The sequence below is a fragment of the Nonomuraea sp. NPDC049714 genome, assembly GCF_044465295.1.
In the GTDB taxonomy this organism is placed as follows: domain Bacteria; phylum Actinomycetota; class Actinomycetes; order Streptosporangiales; family Streptosporangiaceae; genus Nonomuraea.
The window spans coordinates 13317-30626 of sequence record NZ_JBITLM010000020.1; the positions used below are offsets into that span (position 1 = coordinate 13317).

General features: G+C 73.3%; 20 protein-coding genes. 12 read left to right on the plus strand and 8 right to left on the minus strand.

Annotation, left to right across the window (positions count from 1 at the left end):
• Positions 1 to 10 precede the first annotated feature (10 nt).
• The 5 genes from ACIBQX_RS46970 (at position 11) to ACIBQX_RS46990 (ending at position 4316) form a co-directional block, all read left to right on the plus strand.
• Positions 11 to 688 carry a 4'-phosphopantetheinyl transferase gene (locus ACIBQX_RS46970; RefSeq protein ID WP_397016657.1) on the plus strand — a complete coding sequence of 226 codons (678 nt, stop codon included), beginning with the start codon at positions 11 to 13 and terminating at the stop codon, positions 686 to 688.
• Positions 689 to 695: 7 nt separating this feature from the next.
• Positions 696 to 1628, plus strand: a complete 933-nt coding sequence (locus ACIBQX_RS46975) for a hypothetical protein (RefSeq protein ID WP_397016659.1) — start codon at positions 696 to 698, stop codon at positions 1626 to 1628.
• A 137-nt stretch (positions 1629 to 1765) separates the two neighbouring features.
• Entirely contained in the window at positions 1766 to 2953 is a 1188-nt protein-coding gene (locus tag ACIBQX_RS46980; protein WP_397016661.1) for a thiolase family protein, read from the plus strand.
• Positions 2950 to 3627: a 3-oxoacid CoA-transferase subunit A gene (locus tag ACIBQX_RS46985; RefSeq protein WP_397016663.1), complete on the plus strand. Its 678-nt coding sequence runs from the start codon at positions 2950 to 2952 to the stop codon at positions 3625 to 3627. Before ACIBQX_RS46980 ends, ACIBQX_RS46985 begins: the two co-directional genes overlap by 4 nt.
• Positions 3624 to 4316 (plus strand): 3-oxoacid CoA-transferase subunit B, encoded by a 693-nt coding sequence (locus tag ACIBQX_RS46990; RefSeq protein WP_397016665.1) that lies wholly within the window; start codon positions 3624 to 3626, stop codon positions 4314 to 4316. Before ACIBQX_RS46985 ends, ACIBQX_RS46990 begins: the two co-directional genes overlap by 4 nt.
• 147 nt (positions 4317 to 4463) lie before the next feature.
• On the opposite strand, the gene ACIBQX_RS46995 is transcribed toward ACIBQX_RS46990, so the two are convergent.
• Entirely contained in the window at positions 4464 to 5654 is a 1191-nt protein-coding gene (locus tag ACIBQX_RS46995) for an acyl-CoA dehydrogenase family protein (RefSeq protein ID WP_397016667.1), read from the minus strand.
• A 39-nt stretch (positions 5655 to 5693) separates the two neighbouring features.
• Between ACIBQX_RS46995 and ACIBQX_RS47000 the strand changes: the two genes are divergently transcribed.
• The gene (locus ACIBQX_RS47000) at positions 5694 to 6836 is read left to right on the plus strand and encodes an acyl-CoA dehydrogenase family protein (RefSeq protein WP_397016669.1); all 1143 of its coding nucleotides are present in this window, start codon (positions 5694 to 5696) and stop codon (positions 6834 to 6836) included.
• Positions 6837 to 6845: 9 nt separating this feature from the next.
• Here ACIBQX_RS47000 and ACIBQX_RS47005 read toward each other — a convergent pair whose 3' ends face one another.
• On the minus strand, positions 6846 to 7616 hold the full coding sequence (locus ACIBQX_RS47005; RefSeq protein ID WP_397016671.1) for an SDR family oxidoreductase: 771 nt from the start codon (positions 7614 to 7616) through the stop codon (positions 6846 to 6848).
• A 72-nt stretch (positions 7617 to 7688) separates the two neighbouring features.
• Here ACIBQX_RS47005 and ACIBQX_RS47010 point away from each other — a divergent pair, with 72 nt between their 5' ends.
• From ACIBQX_RS47010 to ACIBQX_RS47030, 5 genes are all read left to right on the plus strand, one after another.
• A complete protein-coding gene (locus ACIBQX_RS47010; protein ID WP_397016673.1) occupies positions 7689 to 8438 on the plus strand; it encodes an enoyl-CoA hydratase family protein in 750 nt (249 codons plus the stop codon).
• Complete coding sequence (locus ACIBQX_RS47015) at positions 8438 to 9292, plus strand: CoA transferase subunit A (protein WP_397016675.1); 855 nt, start codon at positions 8438 to 8440, stop codon at positions 9290 to 9292. Before ACIBQX_RS47010 ends, ACIBQX_RS47015 begins: the two co-directional genes overlap by 1 nt.
• Positions 9289 to 10041, plus strand: a complete 753-nt coding sequence (locus tag ACIBQX_RS47020) for a CoA-transferase subunit beta (protein ID WP_397016677.1) — start codon at positions 9289 to 9291, stop codon at positions 10039 to 10041. Before ACIBQX_RS47015 ends, ACIBQX_RS47020 begins: the two co-directional genes overlap by 4 nt.
• A gap of 64 nt (positions 10042 to 10105) precedes the next feature.
• Positions 10106 to 11167, plus strand: coding sequence for an NAD(P)H-dependent flavin oxidoreductase (locus ACIBQX_RS47025; RefSeq protein ID WP_397016880.1), 1062 nt, complete (start codon positions 10106 to 10108; stop codon positions 11165 to 11167).
• Positions 11145 to 11423, plus strand: a complete 279-nt coding sequence (locus tag ACIBQX_RS47030; protein WP_397016679.1) for an SDR family oxidoreductase — start codon at positions 11145 to 11147, stop codon at positions 11421 to 11423. Before ACIBQX_RS47025 ends, ACIBQX_RS47030 begins: the two co-directional genes overlap by 23 nt.
• Here ACIBQX_RS47030 and ACIBQX_RS47035 read toward each other — a convergent pair.
• From ACIBQX_RS47035 to ACIBQX_RS47060, 6 genes are all read right to left on the minus strand, one after another.
• Positions 11398 to 12045: a helix-turn-helix transcriptional regulator gene (locus tag ACIBQX_RS47035; RefSeq protein ID WP_397016882.1), complete on the minus strand. Its 648-nt coding sequence runs from the start codon at positions 12043 to 12045 to the stop codon at positions 11398 to 11400. The genes ACIBQX_RS47030 and ACIBQX_RS47035 overlap by 26 nt on opposite strands.
• Before the next feature lie 72 nt (positions 12046 to 12117).
• Positions 12118 to 12936, minus strand: a complete 819-nt coding sequence (locus ACIBQX_RS47040) for an SDR family NAD(P)-dependent oxidoreductase (RefSeq protein WP_397016681.1) — start codon at positions 12934 to 12936, stop codon at positions 12118 to 12120.
• 117 nt (positions 12937 to 13053) lie between these two features.
• Positions 13054 to 13278, minus strand: a complete 225-nt coding sequence (locus ACIBQX_RS47045; protein ID WP_397016683.1) for a hypothetical protein — start codon at positions 13276 to 13278, stop codon at positions 13054 to 13056.
• Between the two features lie 101 nt (positions 13279 to 13379).
• Positions 13380 to 14447 (minus strand): acyl-CoA dehydrogenase family protein, encoded by a 1068-nt coding sequence (locus tag ACIBQX_RS47050; protein ID WP_397016685.1) that lies wholly within the window; start codon positions 14445 to 14447, stop codon positions 13380 to 13382.
• Between the two features lie 60 nt (positions 14448 to 14507).
• Complete coding sequence (locus tag ACIBQX_RS47055; RefSeq protein ID WP_397016687.1) at positions 14508 to 15638, minus strand: acyl-CoA dehydrogenase family protein; 1131 nt, start codon at positions 15636 to 15638, stop codon at positions 14508 to 14510.
• Positions 15628 to 16467, minus strand: a complete 840-nt coding sequence (locus ACIBQX_RS47060; protein WP_397016689.1) for an enoyl-CoA hydratase — start codon at positions 16465 to 16467, stop codon at positions 15628 to 15630. Before ACIBQX_RS47060 ends, ACIBQX_RS47055 begins: the two co-directional genes overlap by 11 nt.
• Positions 16468 to 16513: 46 nt before the next feature.
• Between ACIBQX_RS47060 and ACIBQX_RS47065 the strand changes: the two genes are divergently transcribed.
• Positions 16514 to 17305 carry an SDR family oxidoreductase gene (locus ACIBQX_RS47065; RefSeq protein ID WP_397016691.1) on the plus strand — a complete coding sequence of 264 codons (792 nt, stop codon included), beginning with the start codon at positions 16514 to 16516 and terminating at the stop codon, positions 17303 to 17305.
• The last annotated feature ends 5 nt before the right edge of the window (positions 17306 to 17310 follow it).

The window sequence follows — 17310 nt, forward strand, 5'->3', positions numbered from 1 at the left end:
CCGCCGCGCGATGAACGACCTGCTGTCGACGACCGGACTGCTCACGCAGGTCCTGCCGGCGCACGCGCTGACCGCCGAGGCGTACGCCGATCCGCCCGGTGTCATGCTCTACCCGGACGAGGAGGCGGTGATCGCGCGGGCGGTGGAGATCCGCCGCCGCGAGTTCGCCACCGTCCGGCACTGCGCCCGCGCCGCGCTCGAACGACTCGGGGTGCCGCCCGGCCCGATCCTGCCCGGAGAGCGTGGCGCGCCGCGCTGGCCGGAGGGGGTCGTCGGCAGCATGACCCACTGCGCCGGTTTCCGCGGCTGCGCGGTCGCGCACGCCACCCACCTGAGCACGATCGGCCTTGACGCCGAGCCGGCCGCGCCGCTGCCCGACGGCGTCCTGGACGCGATCGCGCTGCCGGAGGAGCGGGCCGGCATCCGGCGCCTGGGATCGGACATCCCCTGGGACCGGCTGCTGTTCAGCGCCAAGGAGTCCGTCTACAAGGCCTGGTTCCCGCTCACCCGCCGGTTCCTGGAGTTCGACCAGGCCCGGATCGAGCTGGACCCGGCCGGCGGGTTCACCGCGACGCTGCTGGTGGCACCGCCGATGACCGTCATCGGCCCGCTGACCGGGTTCACCGGTCGCTGGATCCACCGTGACGGCCTGGTGATCACCGCGATCGCCGTCCCCGCCCAGGGGTGACGCCGGGATGCGCATCGGCGGGCACGGCGCCGAGTACCGGTACGGGTACGCCCCGTACGACGACGGGTTGGAGACCTTGATGCACACGCTTACCGGGACGGCGACGTCCACCCAGCGGCCCGGCGCCGGCGACGCGTTGTACGTGCGCGACCGGTCCACCGGCGAGCTGTTCGCCTATCCGCACCGCCCGGGAGCCATCGGCCCCGCCAGCTACGGCGCCCCGGTCCGGATCGGCACGGGCTTCCTGCCCGAGGTGTCCCCGGTGCTGGCCGCCGGCGACTTCCACGGCGACGGCGGCCTGACACTCCTGTGCGGCCTGCCCGACGGCCGCGAGATCCTGCTGCCCGCGGCGCGATCCTTTACCGCGACCGACCTTCCGCGTGCGGCGGGATCCGTCGCCACGGCCGATCTCCCGTCCGTGGGATCCTTCACCGCCGCCGACCTGCCGCCCGTGGAGCCGGCGTCGGTGGCGGCCGCGCAACTTGTCGTGGTGCGGGGTGTCAGGGGCCGCCCGGAGAAGGTGCTGCGGGCAGGTCCGGACGGGACCGTGCGGCTGGCCGAGGCGTCCGCCCCGGACCGGGCGAAGCCGCTGACCACGATCGACCCGGGCACGGTGCTGCTCGGGATGGGGGACGTCACCGGCACGGGCCGATCGGACCTGCTGCTGCGCCGCCCGGACGGCGGGGTCGGCGCGTGGGAGTTCCCCGCGGCCCCGGGCGCCGGGCTCTTTCACGACCTGGGCGCCGACTTCGACGGCACCGTCGTGATCGCCGCGGCCGACGTCAGCGGCGACGGGCTGTTCGACCTGCTCGCGGTCGGCGGCGACGGCGAGCTGCTGGTCTTCCCCCACAGCGGTGTCTTCTGGCCGCAGGACCCCGCCACCACCTTCCTCGCCCCGATCCCGGTCACCGACGTCGGCGCGGTCGACATCATCGGCTGACCACGAGCCGGCCGAGCCGGCCGAGTCGACGAGCCGGCCGGTGCTCGGTGCCCGGGTCCGTCCTCCTGCGGGTGAGCTACGCTGCAGATGTTCATAAAGAGGACAAGTGTTCGCATAGCGAACAGTTGGAGGACGGTATGGGCTCCGCCTTCGTCTACGCCGCGGCGCGTACACCCTTCGGCAGGTTCAACGGCGCGCTCGCCGGCGTCCGCCCCGACGACCTGGCGGCCACCGCCCTGCGGGGCGCGCTGGCCAAGGTCCCGGCGCTGGACCCGGCCGCGATCGGCGACGTCGTCTGGGGCAACGCCAACGGCGCCGGTGAGGACAATCGCAACGTCGGCCGGATGGCCGTGCTGCTCGCCGGGCTGCCGGTGAGCGTGCCGGCCACCACGGTCAACCGGCTGTGCGGCTCCAGCCTGGACGCCGCCATGATGGCGTCGCGGACGATCGAGAGCGGCGACGCCGACGTGGTGGTGGCCGGAGGCGTGGAGTCGATGACGCGGGCCCCGTGGGTGCTCCCCAAGCCCTCACGGGCGTTCCCGGCCGGCGACACGACCGCCGTCTCCACCACGCTCGGCTGGCGCCTGGTGAACCCGAGGATGCCCAAGGAGTGGACCGTCTCACTCGGCGAGGCGAACGAGCAACTGCAGGAGAGGTACGGCATCTCCCGCGAACGGCAGGACGCCTTCGCGGCCCGCTCGCACGCGCTGGCCGACGCCGCCTGGAACGCGGGGTTCTACGACGATCTGGTGGTGCCGGTCGAGGGCGTGGACCTGGCGCGCGACGAGGGGATCAGACCCGGCTCCACCCCGGAGACGCTCGCCGGGCTCAAGCCGGCCTTCCGCCCCGACGGCACCATCACGGCCGGCAACGCCTCGCCGCTCAACGACGGCGCCTCGGCGGTCGTGCTCGGCTCGGAGGCTGCCGCGAGCCGGATCGGCGCCGACCCGATCGCCCGCGTGGCGGGCCGCGCCGCCTCGGCGCTCGAACCCCACCTGTTCGGGTACGCGCCCGTCGCCGCCGCCGACCAGGCGCTGCGCCGGGCCGGCATCGGCTGGGACGACGTGGGGGCCGTGGAGCTGAACGAGGCGTTCGCCGTGCAGTCGCTCGTGTGCGTGGACGCCTGGAAGGTCGACCCGGAGATCGTCAACACCAAGGGCGGCGCCATCGCCATCGGCCATCCCCTCGGCGCCTCCGGAGGACGCGTCCTCGGCACCCTCGCCCACGTGCTCGCCGAACGGCGCCAGCGGTGGGGCGTCGCCGCCATCTGCATCGGCGTCGGCCAGGGGCTGGCCGTCGTCCTCGAGAACGTGAACGCCTCATGACGGCCGTCACCCGCGATCCCGACGAGGCCGTGGCCGGGATCGCCGACGGTGCCACCGTGCTCATCGGCGGGTTCGGCATGGCGGGCATGCCGGTCACGCTGATCGAGGCGCTGATCCGGCAGGGCGCCACGGATCTGACCGTGGTCAGCAACAACGCGGGCAACGGCGACACCGGCCTGGCCGCCCTGCTCGCCGCCGGCCGGGTGCGCAAGATGATCTGCTCGTTCCCGCGCCAGACCGACTCCTGGGTCTTCGACTCCCTGTATCGGGAGGGGCGGATCGAGCTGGAGGTCGTCCCGCAGGGCAACCTCGCCGAGCGGATGCGCGCGGCCGGCGCCGGCATCGGCGCGTTCTTCAGCCCCACCGGGGTCGGCACGCTGCTGGCCGAGGGCAAGGAGCGGCGCACCATCGACGGCCGGGAATACGTCCTGGAGTATCCGATCAAGGGCGACGTCGCGCTCATCGGCGCCCACACCGGCGACCGGAGGGGCAACCTCGTCTACCGCAAGACCGCCCGCAACTTCGGGCCCGTCATGGCGACGGCGGCCACGCTGACGATCGCCGAGGCGCGCCGGGTCGTCGAGATCGGCGAGCTGGACCCCGAGAGCATCGTCACCCCCTGCATCTACGTGGACCGGATCCTGGACCTGAGCGCAGCGGAGGCCACCTCATGACGTTCGCCATCCCCCCGGCGGGCCGGACCGTCGAGCACCTGGGCCGCGGTCCGCTCGGCCGCGACGAGCTCGCCGCCGTGGTCGCCCGCGACATCCCGCGCGACTCCTTCGTCAACCTCGGCATCGGCCAGCCGACGACGGTGGCCGACCATCTCGCGGCCGACTCCGGCGTCATCCTGCACACCGAGAACGGCATGCTCGGCATGGGGCCCGCCGCGTCGGCCGAGGACGTGGACCACGACCTGATCAACGCCGGCAAGATCCCGGTCACCGAGCCGCCCGGCGCGGCGTACTTCCACCACGCCGACTCCTTCGCCATGATGCGAGGCGGCCACCTCGACGTCTGCGTGCTCGGCGCGTACCAGGTGTCCGAGAGGGGAGACCTGGCGAACTGGCACACCGGCGCCCCCGACGCGATCCCCGCCGTCGGCGGCGCCATGGACCTGGCCATCGGCGCGAAGGACGTGTTCGTCATGATGACGCTCTTCGCCAGGGACGGCTCGCCCAAGCTCGTCCAGAAGTGCACCTATCCGCTCACCGGCCTAGCCTGCGTGAGCCGCCTCTACACCGACCAGGCGCTCTTCCACCTGGGCCCCGGCGGGGTCACGGTGGTCGAGACGTACGGCACGACCGTCGACGAGCTCGCCGCCCGGCTCGACGTCACCGTGCGCAGGCTCGACGGCCGATAGTCGGGCGTCGGGCGTCGGGCGTCGGGCGTCGGGCGTCGGGCGTCGGGCGTCGGGCGAGAGTCTGCCGCGCGGGCCGGGGCGTACCGGTCGGCGTCCTTGCCGACGAGATCCGGAAATCGACGAGATCCGGAAATATCGTGTCAACGGTCAGAGCACGTGGGCGGCCAGGCGGGCGCGGTGCCAGGCGGGCGAGCCGAACAGGGCGGCCGCCGAATGGGCCCGCTTGAAGTGCAGGTGGGCCTCGTGCTCCCAGGTGAAGCCGATGCCGCCGTGCAACTGGATGGTCTCGGCCGCCACCGCCGAGTACGCCTCCGCGCAGTACGCCTGCGCCGTGGCCGCCCGTACCTGGAGGTCGGGCGCGTCGTCGGCGAGGGCGCGGGCGGCGTCGTCACTGACCGATCGAGCGGATTCGACCAGCACGTACAGGTCGGCCAGCCGGTGCTTGATCGCCTGGAACGAGCCGATCGGCCTGCCGAACTGCTCCCTGACCCGCACGTACGCGAGCGTCATCTCCAGGCAGCGTGCGCTGCCGCCGAGCTGTTCCGCGCTGAGCGCGGCCGCCGCCACGGCGAGCAGCCGTTCCAGCACGCGCCGCCCGTCGGCGGCGATCAGCCGCGCGGGCGCGGCGTCGAACCGCACCCGCGCCTGCGGCCTGGTGCGATCCATCGTGACCAGCGACTCCACCCGGACACCGGGCCCGCCGGGGTCCACGACATAAACCCCCAGACCACCCTCCGCCCTGGCCCCGAGGTCATCCTCCGCACTGGCCCTGAGGCCGCCGCCCACACCGGCTCCGAGGTCGCCGTCCGCGCCGGGTGCGAGGTCGTCGGCCGGGGGGCCGGACGCGGGGCCGCCGGTGGGGGATCGGGCGGGCACGATGAGGAGGTCGGCGTGGGCGCCGTCGAGGACGTGTTCCTTGACGCCGGTCAGGCGTCCGTTCAGCACCTGTGCGCGGATCGCCGCCGGGTCCCAGGTGCCGCGCTCGGCCCAGGCCAGCGCGCCGATCCGGCTGCCGTCGGCGAGGCCGGGCAGCGCGGCTGTCTCGCCGCACGCGAGCAGGGCCTGCGTGGCGAGCACGGCGGAGCCCAGGTAAGGCAGCGTGGCCACGGCCCGGCCCAGCTCTTCGCACACCACCTGGGTCTCGGCCAGGGTGCAGCCCGCGCCGCCGTGCTCCTCGGGCACGGCGAGGCCGAACGCGCCCACCTGGCCCGCGAGCAGCCGCCAGACGGCCTCGTCGTAGCCGGCCTCGGCGTCGGGCGCGGGCCGGGACGGGGGAGTGCGGGCCAGGAGAGCGCGCACGGTGCTCCGCAGCTCCTCCTGCTCCTCGGTAGTGATCACGCATCGAATTATCTAACAAGTGTTTGGTAGAGTGCCAGCGTGACGTTCAGGGCTGAGGTTCGCGCCTGGCTGCGGGACAACCTGACGGGCGAGTTCGCCGAGGCGCGCGGGCTGGGCGGGCCGGGGCGCGAGCACGAGGCGTTCGACCTCCGGCTGGCCTGGGAGCGGCGCCTGGCCGCCGCCGGCTGGACCTGCCTGGGGTGGCCGCAGGAGCACGGCGGGCGCGGCGCCGGCATCGCCGACCAGGTCGCCTTCCACGAGGAGTACGCGCTGGCCAGGGCCCCCGCCCGGGTGAACCACATCGGCGAGAACCTGCTCGGCCCGACCATCATCGCGTTCGGCACCGGCGCACAGCGCGAGCGGTTCCTGCCGCCGATCGTGGCCGTGCGGGAGCTGTGGTGCCAGGGCTACTCCGAGCCCGGCGCCGGCTCCGACCTGGCCGCCGTGCGGACCCGCGCCGAGCTCGACGGCGACCGGTGGCGCATCACCGGGCAGAAGGTGTGGACCTCCCTGGCCGTGGAGGCCGACTGGTGCTTCGCGCTCTGCCGCACCGAGCCCGGCTCCACCCGCCACCACGGCCTGTCCTACCTGCTGGTGCCGATGCGGCAGGACGGCGTGGAGGTCAGGCCGATCGTCCAGCTGACCGGGACGAGCGAGTTCAACGAGGTCTTCTTCGACGATGCCGTGACCGGGGCGGCCGACATCGTGGGCGGGCCCGGCGACGGCTGGCGGATCGCCATGGCCACCCTCGGCTTCGAACGCGGCGTGGCCACCCTCGGCCAGCAGGTGGGCTTCCGGCGCGAGCTGGAGGCCGTGATCGAGACCGCCCGCAGGACGGGCGCGATCGACGATCCGCTGCTGCGCGACCGGCTCGTGCGGTCCTGGATCGGCCTGCGGGTGATGCGGCTCAACGCGATCCGCACCATGGAGGGCGCGCCGGGGGCCGGGTCGTCCATCTCCAAGCTCGTCTGGGGTGTGTGGCATCGGGAGCTGGGGGAGCTCGCCGTGGACGTGCTCGGGGCCGCCGGGATGATCGCCGACGGCCCGCCGTACGAGCTGAGCGACGCGCAGCGGCTCTACCTGTTCTCGCGCGCCGACACGATCTACGCCGGGTCGAACGAGATCCAGCGCGGGATCATCGCCGAGCGGGTGCTGGGGCTGCCCCGTGAGGCGCGTCCCTGACCTCGGGGCTCATGGTCGCGTCACCAGGTACCGGGCCGGGTATTCGCCGCCGCCGTGCACCGCGAGGTCCGCGCCGGTGAGGTAGGAGGCCAGGTCGCCGGCCAGGAAGAGGCAGGCGTTCGCGACGTCGGCCGGGACCGCCGTCCGTCCCATCGGGATCACCCCGGCCACGGCCGCGCCGCCGTCCTCGCCGTAGGCGGAGGCCATCGGGCCCGCGGTGATGTGATTGACCCGCACCTTGGGCGACCACTCCAGAGCCAGCGCCCTGGTCAGGGTGAGCAACCCGGCCTTGGCCGCCGAGTAGGCGGCGGTGCCCGGTTGGGGGTGCACGCCGGAGACGCTGCCGATGTTGATGATCGACCCGCCGGTGTCCTGGGACCGCATGACCCGGTTGGCGGGCTGGGCCACGTAGAAGGGGGCGAGCAGGTTGAGCGCCACGACCCGCTCGACGAACCTGGGCGAGACGGTCGCCGCGTCCGCGTCCGGCGAGCCGCCGGCATTGTTGACCAGCACGTCGAGCCGCCCGACCAACTCGACGGCCTGCTCCACCAGGTGGACGGCCGCCGCCGGGTCCCGGACGTCGGCCGCGACGAAACGGGCCGTCCTGCCGCCGGCGGTCGGTAAGGCGGTTCCGTCCGTGGTCGCTGGGGTGTCCGGTGAGTTCCTTCCGCACACCAGCACGTCGGCGCCGGCGGCGAGGAACGTCCGTGCGATCACGTGGCCGATGCCCTTGGTGCCGCCGGTCACCAGCACCGCACGGCCGGCGAAGTCGATGCTCATGCCGGGCTCTCCTCGCGCTGTCGTCGTCGACGGGCTATTGTTTCTAACAAATGTTAGGTCGAAAGGTGGCTCATGGGAATCTCCACCGGCGACCCCGGCCAGGGCATCGCCGAGGTCGTCATGGACGTGCCGCCGGTCAACGCGCTCACCGTGCGGGGCTGGTTCGACCTGGCCGGCGCCGTGCGGGACGCCGGGCGCGACCCCGCGACCCGCGTCGTGGTGCTGCGCGCCGAGGGCCGCGGCTTCAACGCCGGCGTCGACCTCAAGGAGATGCAGGCCGCCCGGGGCTTCGAAGCGCTGGTGGGAGCCAACCGGGGCTGCTACGCCGCGTTCGCCGCCGTCTATGAGTGCGAGGTGCCGGTGATCGCCGCCGTGCACGGGTTCTGCCTGGGCGGCGGCGTCGGGCTGGCCGGCAACGCCGACATCGTGATCGCCTCCGACGACGCCTACTTCGGGCTGCCCGAGGTCGAACGGGGCGCGCTCGGCGCCGCCACCCACCTGGCCCGGCTGGTGCCCCAGCACCTGATGCGCGCCATGGTCTACACCTGCCGCGACGTCACCGCGGCCGAGCTGCACGCCTTCGGCTCCGTCCTGCACGTGACCTCCCGCGACCGGCTCCGCCCGACCGCGCTGGAGGTGGCCGCCACGATCGCCGCCAAGGATCCGTACGTCATCCGCCGCGCGAAGGAGTCGCTGAACGGCATCGACCCGATCGACGTCAACCGCAGCTACCGCTACGAGCAGGGCTTCACCTACGAGCTCAACCTGATGGGCGCCGGTGACCGCCACCGTGACGCCTTCCTCGCCGAGGGAGAGCGGTGATGGGCGGCGTGCTGTCGGCCGAGGAGGTCGTCGCCTCGCTGGTGAGCGGCATGACGATCGGGATCGGCGGCTGGGGCTCCCGGCGCAAGCCGATGGCGCTGGTCCGGGCGGTGTGCCGGTCGAACCTGAAGGACCTGACCATCGTGTCGTACGGCGGGCCGGACGTGGGCCTGCTGTGCGCGGCGGGCAAGGTCCGCCGGGTCGTCGCGCCGTTCGTGACGCTCGACTCGATCGCCCTCGAACCGCACTTCCGCGCCGCCCGGCAGAGCGGGGCCGTCGAGTTCACCGAGTACGACGAGGGCATGTTCATGTTCGGCCTGCTCGCGGGGGCGCACCGGCTGCCGTTCCTGCCGACGCGGGCCGGGCTGGGCTCCGATGTCATGCGGGTCAACCCCGGCCTGCGCACCGTACGCTCGCCGTACGCGGACCAGGAGGAACTGGTCGCGGTGCCCGCGCTCACCCTGGACGCCGCGCTCGTGCACCTGGACCTGGCCGACACCCGCGGCAACGGCCGCTATCTCGGCCCGGACCCTTTCCTGGACGACCTGTTCGCCAAGGCCGCCGCCAGCTGCTACCTGTCGTGCGAGCGGCTGGTGCGGCCGGGCGAGCTGGGCGGCCCGCCGCAGACGCTGCTGATCAGCCGCATGCACGTCGCCGGGGTGGTCGAGACGCCCGGCGGCGGCCACTTCACCGACTCCGGCACCGGACGGGACGAGGCGTTCCAGCGGCACTACGCCACCTCGGCGGCCGACCCCGGGCGGTGGGCCGCCTTCGCGGCCCGGTTCCTGTCCGGCGACGAGCGGGCCTACCAGGAGGCCGTGCGCCGATGGCACCAGGAACAGGAGGCGCGATGAGCGCGAGCCGGGCGGAGGTCTGCGTGGTGGCCTGCGCCGAGGCGTGGCGCGGCGACGGGGAGGTGCTGGCCGCGGCGATGGGCACCTGCTCGGTCCTGGGGGCCAGGCTGGCCCGGCTGACGTTCGAGCCCGGCCTGCTGACGACGGACGGCGGCGCGCTGCTCACCGCCGAGCCGGTGCCGATCGGCGCGCCCGCGGGCCCGGCCGAAGGGTGGCTGCCGTTCCGCGAGCACCTGTGGCTGGTGCAGAACGGCCGGCGGCACGTGATGATGGGCGCCTCACAGATCGACCGGCACGGCAACACCAACATCTCCGCCATCGGCTCCTGGGAGCGCCCCACCTCGCAGCTCCTCGGCGTGCGCGGCGCGCCCGGCAACACGATCGGCAACCCGACGAGCTACTGGATCCCCCGCCACTCCACCCGCGTCTTCGTGCCGAAGGTCGACCTGGTCAGCGGCGTCGGCACCGACCGCGCCGCCGCGCTCGGCCCCGAGGCGGCGCGCTTCCACGACCTGCGGCGGGTGGTGACCGACCTCGCGGTCCTCGACTTCCGCACGCCGGACGGGGCGATGCGGCTGGTCTCCACCCATCCGGGCGTGCCCGTCGAGCAGGTCCTGGCCGCCACCGGCTTCGAGCTCGTCACCGACGGCGACGTACCGGAGACACGACAGCCGACCGGTGCGGAGCTGCGCCTGATCCGCGAGGTGCTCGACCCACGGTCGCAACGCGATCGGGAGGTACGCGCATGACGAGGCGACCGGTTGGCGCGGAGGCGGGTCCTGGTGTGGTGACGTGGCCGGTGGTCCGCGGGTGATGGGTCAGGTGCTGGAGACGTCGCTGACCCGGCTCACGGGGGTCCGGCACCCCGTCGTGCAGACCGGGATGGGCTGGGTGGCCGGGCCCCGGCTGGTGACCGCCGTGGCGCGGGCCGGTGGGCTCGGCGTCCTCGGCTCGGCCACCATGAGCCTGGACGAGCTCGCCGCCGCGATCAGGGCGGTTCGCGCGCGCACCGGCGAGCCCTTCGGGGTCAACCTGCGCGCCGACGCCTCCGACGCGGGCGACCGGATCGACCTGCTGATCAGCGAGCAGGTCCGGGTCGCCTCGTTCGCGCTGGCCCCGCGCCGGGAGCTGATCGCCAAGCTGAAGGACGCCGGAGTCGTGGTGATCCCGTCGGTGGGCGCGCGGCGGCACGCCGAGAAGGTCGCCGCCTGGGGAGCCGACGCCGTGCTGGTCCAGGGCGGCGAGGGCGGCGGGCACACCGGCCCGATCGCCACCACGCTGCTGCTGCCCCAGGTCGTCGACGCGGTCGACATCCCGGTCATCGCGGCCGGCGGCTTCTTCGACGGGCGCGGGCTCGCCGCCGCCCTCGCCTACGGCGCGGCGGGCATCGCGATGGGCACGCGGTTCCTGCTGACCTCCGACAGCTCGGTCCCCGACGCGGTCAAACGGGCCTACCTCGCCGGGACCGAGACCGTGGTCACCCGCCAGGTGGACGGCATCCCGCACCGCGTCCTGCGCACGCCGCTGGTGGACGGCCTGGAACGGTCAGGCCCGGTGACCCGGACGATCCGGGCGCTGCGCAACGCCGCGCGGTTCAAGTCGATCTCCCGGATGTCCTGGCCGGAGCTGATCCGCGACGGGCTGGCCATGAAGCACGGCAAGGAGCTCACCTGGTCGCAGGTGCTGATGGCGGCCAACACCCCCGTGCTGCTCAAGGCCGCCATGGTGGACGGCCGCGCCGATCTGGGGGTGCTGGCCTCCGGGCAGGCCGTGGCGGTCATCGACGACCTGCCCTCCTGCGAGGCCCTGATCGACGCCGTCGTCACCCGCGCCGCCCACGTGCTCGGCCGCCTTGGCGCCGACCTGCCCCACTGAGCGCCGCACGGCCCCGGCGAGGCGTGCCGGGCGCGGGTTTCAGCTCAGCGTCGGCGTCCGTAGGCACCTCGCCTATGCACTCGATCTCAAGGTCGGCGTCAACCCGCACCTGCTGGAGATGCTCAACCGGGCGATCCCGCTGGGCCGCGCCGGCACGCCGGACGAGGCCGCCGGCTCTGTCGTCATGTTCACCTACCCGGAGGCGGACTATGTCAGCGGCCAGGTGATCGTCACCGGCGGCGGGTCCGAGGGCTGACGGCGTCGAGGACGCGTATCCGGTCAGGGGGCCACTGGTCCGTGAGCTGCGCGATGAGCTGCCGGAGCGCTCGATCGGCGGGATACCGGAAGGCGGTCAGTCGCAGGTCGGCGACGAGCCGCGCCTCGTGCTCGGCCTGTTCCGCCGCGGTCTGCACGGTGCGGGTGCCGGGGCCGAGGAGGTTGCGCCAGATGGCGTTGCGTTCGATCCCGTGCCAGGTGGACGTCTCGCCCATGAGCGCGTCGTACGGTGCGTTGGCCAGGACGAGCGTCCAGGTCGCGTCGTACACGACGACCGGCGTGTGCGACAGCCGGTCGAGCAGCCGCTGCACACTCGGCGTGACGCGCGACGGAACGACGTCCGGACCGGGCGCGCTGTGCCCGGCCAGCCGGTAGAGCAGGGCACGCTCGATGTCGGACAGGCGCAGCGCCTGCGCGAGCGCCTCCACCACCTGCGCGGAGGGCGCGGTCGCCCGCCCCTGCTCCAGCCGGGTCAGATAGTCGGCCGAGATCCCGGCGAGCCCGGCCAGCTCCTCGCGCCGGAGCCCGCTCGCCCGGCGTCGCCGGCCGACCGGAACGCCGACGGTCTCGGGCGTCACACGATCACGCCAACGGCGCACCATCCGGCCGAACTCCCACGACTCCACTCCTCCGGTGCGCGGGAAGACGTTGTCGTTGTCGTGGCCCCGGCGGTCCTATGACGGGGCGGGGTCGAGATCGCTGACGTCGGCGAAACCGAACTTGCGGTTGACGTCGCCGGCGACCCGGGCGGCCGTGGTCCGGGGCAGCACGCGCGACATCAGGGTCCAGGCACGCTGGGAGGCGCGACCGGGATAGGAGGCGGGCCGGCCGCGGGCGAAGTCGTCGAGCGTGTTGGCCGCGACGCTCTCCGCGGTGTCCGCCTTCGGGTCCATGGCGGCGGTCGTACGGCTGAAGAATTCGGTGTCGGTGGTCCCCGGATGCGCTGCCATCACGCGTAGGCCGGTGCCCCGGAGTTCCTCGGCGAGCGCCTCGGTGAACGAGAGCACGAACGCTTTGGTGGCAGCGTAACTCGCCTGATACGGCATGGGCTGGAAGGCGGCCGCGGAAGAGATGTTGATGACCCCGCCATGACCGCGTTTGAGCATGTCGGCGCACAGAAGGTAGGTCAGGCTCACCATGGCGGTGATGTTCACGTCGATCGACTGCAGATTGGGTTCGAGAGGGCGGCTCATGAAAGGGCCGAGCGATCCCAGCCCGGCGTTGTTGACCAAAAGGTCCACCCTCAGGCCGAGACGCTTGATCTCATCGGCCACTGCCTGCGGGGAGTTGCGGTCGGAGAGGTCTGCGGTGATCACGTCGACCCTGACGTGGTGCGCGGCCTGGATCTGCTCGGCAAGCTCGCGGAGCACATCGGCCGAGCGGGCGACGAGGATCAGGTCGGCACCTCGGCGCGCGAGCTCACGCGCGTAGGCCTCGCCCAGTCCCTTCGAGGCACCGGTGACCAAGGCTGTGGTGTTCGAGTAGGCGTGCATGAGCGATCCGCTTCCTGTTGGATGCTTCGAGACTCGAGCCAAGTAAAACACTTCGAGTCCCGGAAGTACCCAGGGGGCGGTCATGACCCGAAGCGAATCCGCCGAGGGGTGCGAGGCTCAGGACATCCGCCGCGCGCCGGGCTCCGCCGTCGCCTGCTTCGCCAGGGTGACGAGCAGCTCCTTCACCTCCGTCGCGGCGTAGGAGTCGCCGTATCTCGCCTTCCCGCCGCCGTCGAGCACCTCGTCCACCCCGGACAGTTCGCGCAGGCCGCGCGCCAGCTCCGTCAGCATGCGCGCCGTCGTGTCCGCCTTGGCCTCCGTCCAGCCGGTACGCCAGGCCAACGGGAGTGTGGAGATCGTGCCTTCGGTGACGTCGTCCGGAAGCAGGGCGGCGAGAATCTCGGCCAGGGAGAGGGTGGCTCTGGGTCAGGTCAGGGTCAGGGTCAGGTCAGGGCGGACATCAGGCGGGCGCGGTGCTCGGCGGGGGTGCCCCACGCGGCGCGTAGGGCGCGCGCCTTGCGGATCAGCAGACTGAGGTCGTACGCGTCGGTGTAGCCGATCGCGCCGTGCACCTGAAGGGCGATCCTGGCAGTCCGGTACGCGGCCTCCGACGCCATGACCTTGGCCGCCGACACCTCGCGGGCGAAGTCCGGGGTGCCGTGGGCGAGGGCCGCGCCGTGCACCAGGGGACGGGCGTACTCCAGCTCGACCAGCGCGTTCGCCAGATGGTGCCGGACCGCCTGGAACTCGCCGATCGGCCGCCCGAACTGCCGCCGCGTCCTGGCGTACTCCACCGACACCTCCAGCAGGCGGCGGCCCAGTCCCGTGAGCTGGGCGGCGCACGCCAGCGTGCCCAGGTCGCGAGCCTCGTCGGCGGCGGCCACCACCTCGGGGCCGGCGGCGAGCACGTCACCCGGCGTGACGGGAAACAGCCGGCGAGCCGGATCCAAAGAGGTGAGGACGCCCCCAGGAACTCCGGCCCGCAGCTGCGCCCCCGCCACCGTCAGCACCGGGGCCGCTATGTCGGCATCCAGCGCGTACGGGGGCATCGGCGTGGTGGCGGTGCCGAGCGTGCCCGGCGGCTCCCGCGTGGCGGTGGCGCCCGGCGTGCAGGGGAGCGCCAGAGTGGTGGCGTCCGGCGTGCAGGGGAGCGCCAGCGTGGCGACGACCGTCCCGTCCGCGATGCCCGCCAGCCGCGAGGAGTCCAGAGCCAGCCGGTCCAGCAGCACGGCCACCGCGACCGTCTCGGCGCAGGGGCCGGGCACTCCGTGCCGGCCGAGTTCGTGGAAGGCGGTCACGAGCTCGACCGGGAGCACACCGGCGCCCCCCGCCTTCTCCGGCACCGCGACCGCGAACACCCCCGCCTCACCCAGCGACCGCCACAGCGCCAGGCCGGGCTCCGGATCCCCGGCCGCCCATGACCGGACGGCGCCGGGCACCGCCGCCTGAGCCAGCAGCTTGTCCACCGTCTCGCCGAACAGCCTCTGCTCGGCGTCCAGGACGAACTTCACGATCGCCTCCGCTCGGCGTCCAGGACGAACTTCACGGCCGCTTCCCTTCGGCAAGGACCTTCACGGCCGTCCCGCTCTCGGCAGGCCGAGCACCCGCTCGGCGACGATGTCGCGCTGGATCTCGTTGGTGCCGGCGTAGATCGGGCCCGCGAGGGAGAAGACGTACCCCTCCAGCCACTCGCCCGCCAGCTCCCCGGCCGGGCCGAGCAGGTCCAGGGCGGTTTCGTGCAGGGCCACGTCCAGCTCCGACCAGAAGAGCTTGTTGACGCTGGACTCCGCGCCCACGTCCTCGCCCCGGGAGATCGTCTCGAAGCCCTTGAGCCGGTACGCGCGCGCCCGAATCCACGCGTCGGCCACGTGGTCCCGCAGCGCGGTGTCGGCGGGGTCGCCGTGCTCGCGCCAGAGCGCGACCAGCCGGTCGGCGGCGGCCAGGAACCGCCCCGGGCTGCGCAGGGTGAGCCCCCGCTCGTTGCCCGTGGTGCTCATCGCCACCCGCCAGCCCTCGCCGGGCCGCCCGATGACGTCGCGGTCGGGCACGAACACGTCGTCGAAGAACAGCTCGGCGAAGGCCGGCTTGCCGTCGAGGCGGCCGATCGGCCTGCGGGTGATCCCTTCGGCGTCCAGCGCGAACATCAGGTAGATCAGGCCGTGGTGCCGCCGCGAGCCGGGATCGGCGCGGAACGGGCCGAAGCCCCGGTCGGCGAAGGCCGCGCGCGAGCTCCACGTCTTCTGCCCGTTCAGCAGCCAGCCGCCGTCGGCACGGGTCGCGGTGGCGCGCAGGGACGCCAGGTCGCTGCCCGCCTCCGGCTCCGACCAGGCCTGCGCCCAGATCGCCTCGCCCGAGGCCATCGGCGGCAGGACGCGGGCGAGCTGCTCGGGGGTGCCGTGCCGGAACAGGGTCGGGGCCAGCAGGTTGACGCCGTTCTGGCTCACCCGCGCCGGCGCGCCGGCCGCGTGGTACTCCTCCTCGAAGACCAGCCATTCCAGCGGCGTCGCGGCCCGCCCGCCGTACTCACGTGGCCAGGACACCACCGACAGGCGGGCCGCGTACAGCTCGCGCTCCCAGGCGCGGTGCGCGGCGAACCCCGCCTCCGTCTCCAGCGACGGCAGAGCGGTGGCGGGGACGTGGGCCCGCAGCCACGCGCGCACGTCGGCCCGGAACGGCTCCACGGCCGACAGGTCAAGATCCATCGGCGGCCGCCTTCATGCTCCTGACGTCCATCCCGGCCAGGGGGTCGGCCGCGGTCTCGGCGTTGTGCGCGTGGGCGAGGTGGTGCAGGCCGAAGACCGAGTCCAGGCCGGCGTGCAGGCCCTGCAGGTCCTCCGCCTGGTTGACCGCCTTCTTCGCCAGCGCCAGCCCCAGCCGCGGCATGGCCGCGATCCGCTCGGCGAGCGCGAGGGTCCGCGCCGCCAGCTCCTCGCGCGGCACCACCTGGTTGACCATCCCCACCTCGTACGCGCGCCGCGCGGGCATCCGGTCACCGGTGAAGAGGAACTCCTTGGCGATGCGCGGCGGCATCGCCCACGGATGGGCGAAGTACTCGACGCCCGGAATGCCCATCCGCACCACCGGGTCGGCGAAGAACGCGTCGTCGGCGGCGACGATCAGGTCGCACACCCAGGCCAGCATCAGCCCGCCCGCGATGCACGCCCCCTGCACCATCGCGATCGTCGGCTTCGGCAGCTCCCGCCAGCGCCGGCACATGCCGAGGTAGACCTCCGACTCGCGGGCGAGGCGGCTGTCCGCGCCGTCCTTGCCCACGTGGTCCCACCACAGGCCGGCCCTGCGCTCGAAGGACAGGTGCGCGTCGCGCTCCGGGGTGCCGATGTCGTGCCCGGCGCTGAAGTGCTCGCCCGCGCCGGCCAGCACGATCACCTTGACCTCGTCGTCGGCCGTGGCCCGGTAGAGGGCCTCGTCCAAGGCGTACGTCATGGCGGAGTTCTGGGCGTTGCGGTAGTCCGGGCGGTTCATGGTGACCAGCGCCACGGGGCCGCGCCGTTCGTAGTTCACCACGGTCATGGGGCCCTCGCATTCTTTCTAACAAGTATTTGGTAGGGTAACTCATGTGAAGCTCAGCGAGGAGGCTCGGCCGCTCTACGTTCCCGGGCACGGCCTGCTGCGCGACCGGGTGGCGGTGGTCACGGCCGCGGCCGGCACCGGCATCGGGGGCGCGTGCGCCCGCCGGATGCTGGAGGAGGGCGCGCGGGTGGTCGTCAGCGACGCCCACGAGCGCCGGCTCGCCGAGAGCGTGGCGGGGCTGGCGCGCGAGTTCGGCGGCGCGGTGACCGGGGTGCCGTGTGACGTCACCTCGGAGGAGCAGGTGCAGGGCCTGTTCGCGGCCGCCGAGGAGCGGCTCGGCCCGGTCGACGTGGTGGTCAACAACGCCGGGCTCGGCGGCACGGCCAGGCTCGTGGAGATGACCGACGAGCAGTGGGGCCGGGTGCTGGACGTGACGCTCAACGGCACCATGCGCTGCACCCGGGCCGCGCTGACGCGCATGCTGCCGCGCGGGCGCGGCGTGATCGTCAACAACGCGTCGGTGGTCGGCTGGCGGGCCCAGGAGGGCCAGGCGCACTACGCCGCGGCCAAGGCGGGTGTGATGGCGCTGACCAGGTGCGCGGCGATCGAGGCCGCCCCGCACGGTGTGCGGGTCAACGCGGTGGCTCCCTCATTGGCCCTGCACCCGCACCTGGCGAAGGTGACGACGCGGGAGGTGCTGGACGAGCTGACCGGCCAGGAGGCCTTCGGCCGCTCCGCGGAGCCCTGGGAGGTCGCCAACGTTATCGTCTTCCTGGCGAGCGACTACTCCTCCTACATGACCGGAGAGGTCGTCTCGGTCTCCAGCCGGCATCCCTGAGAGGT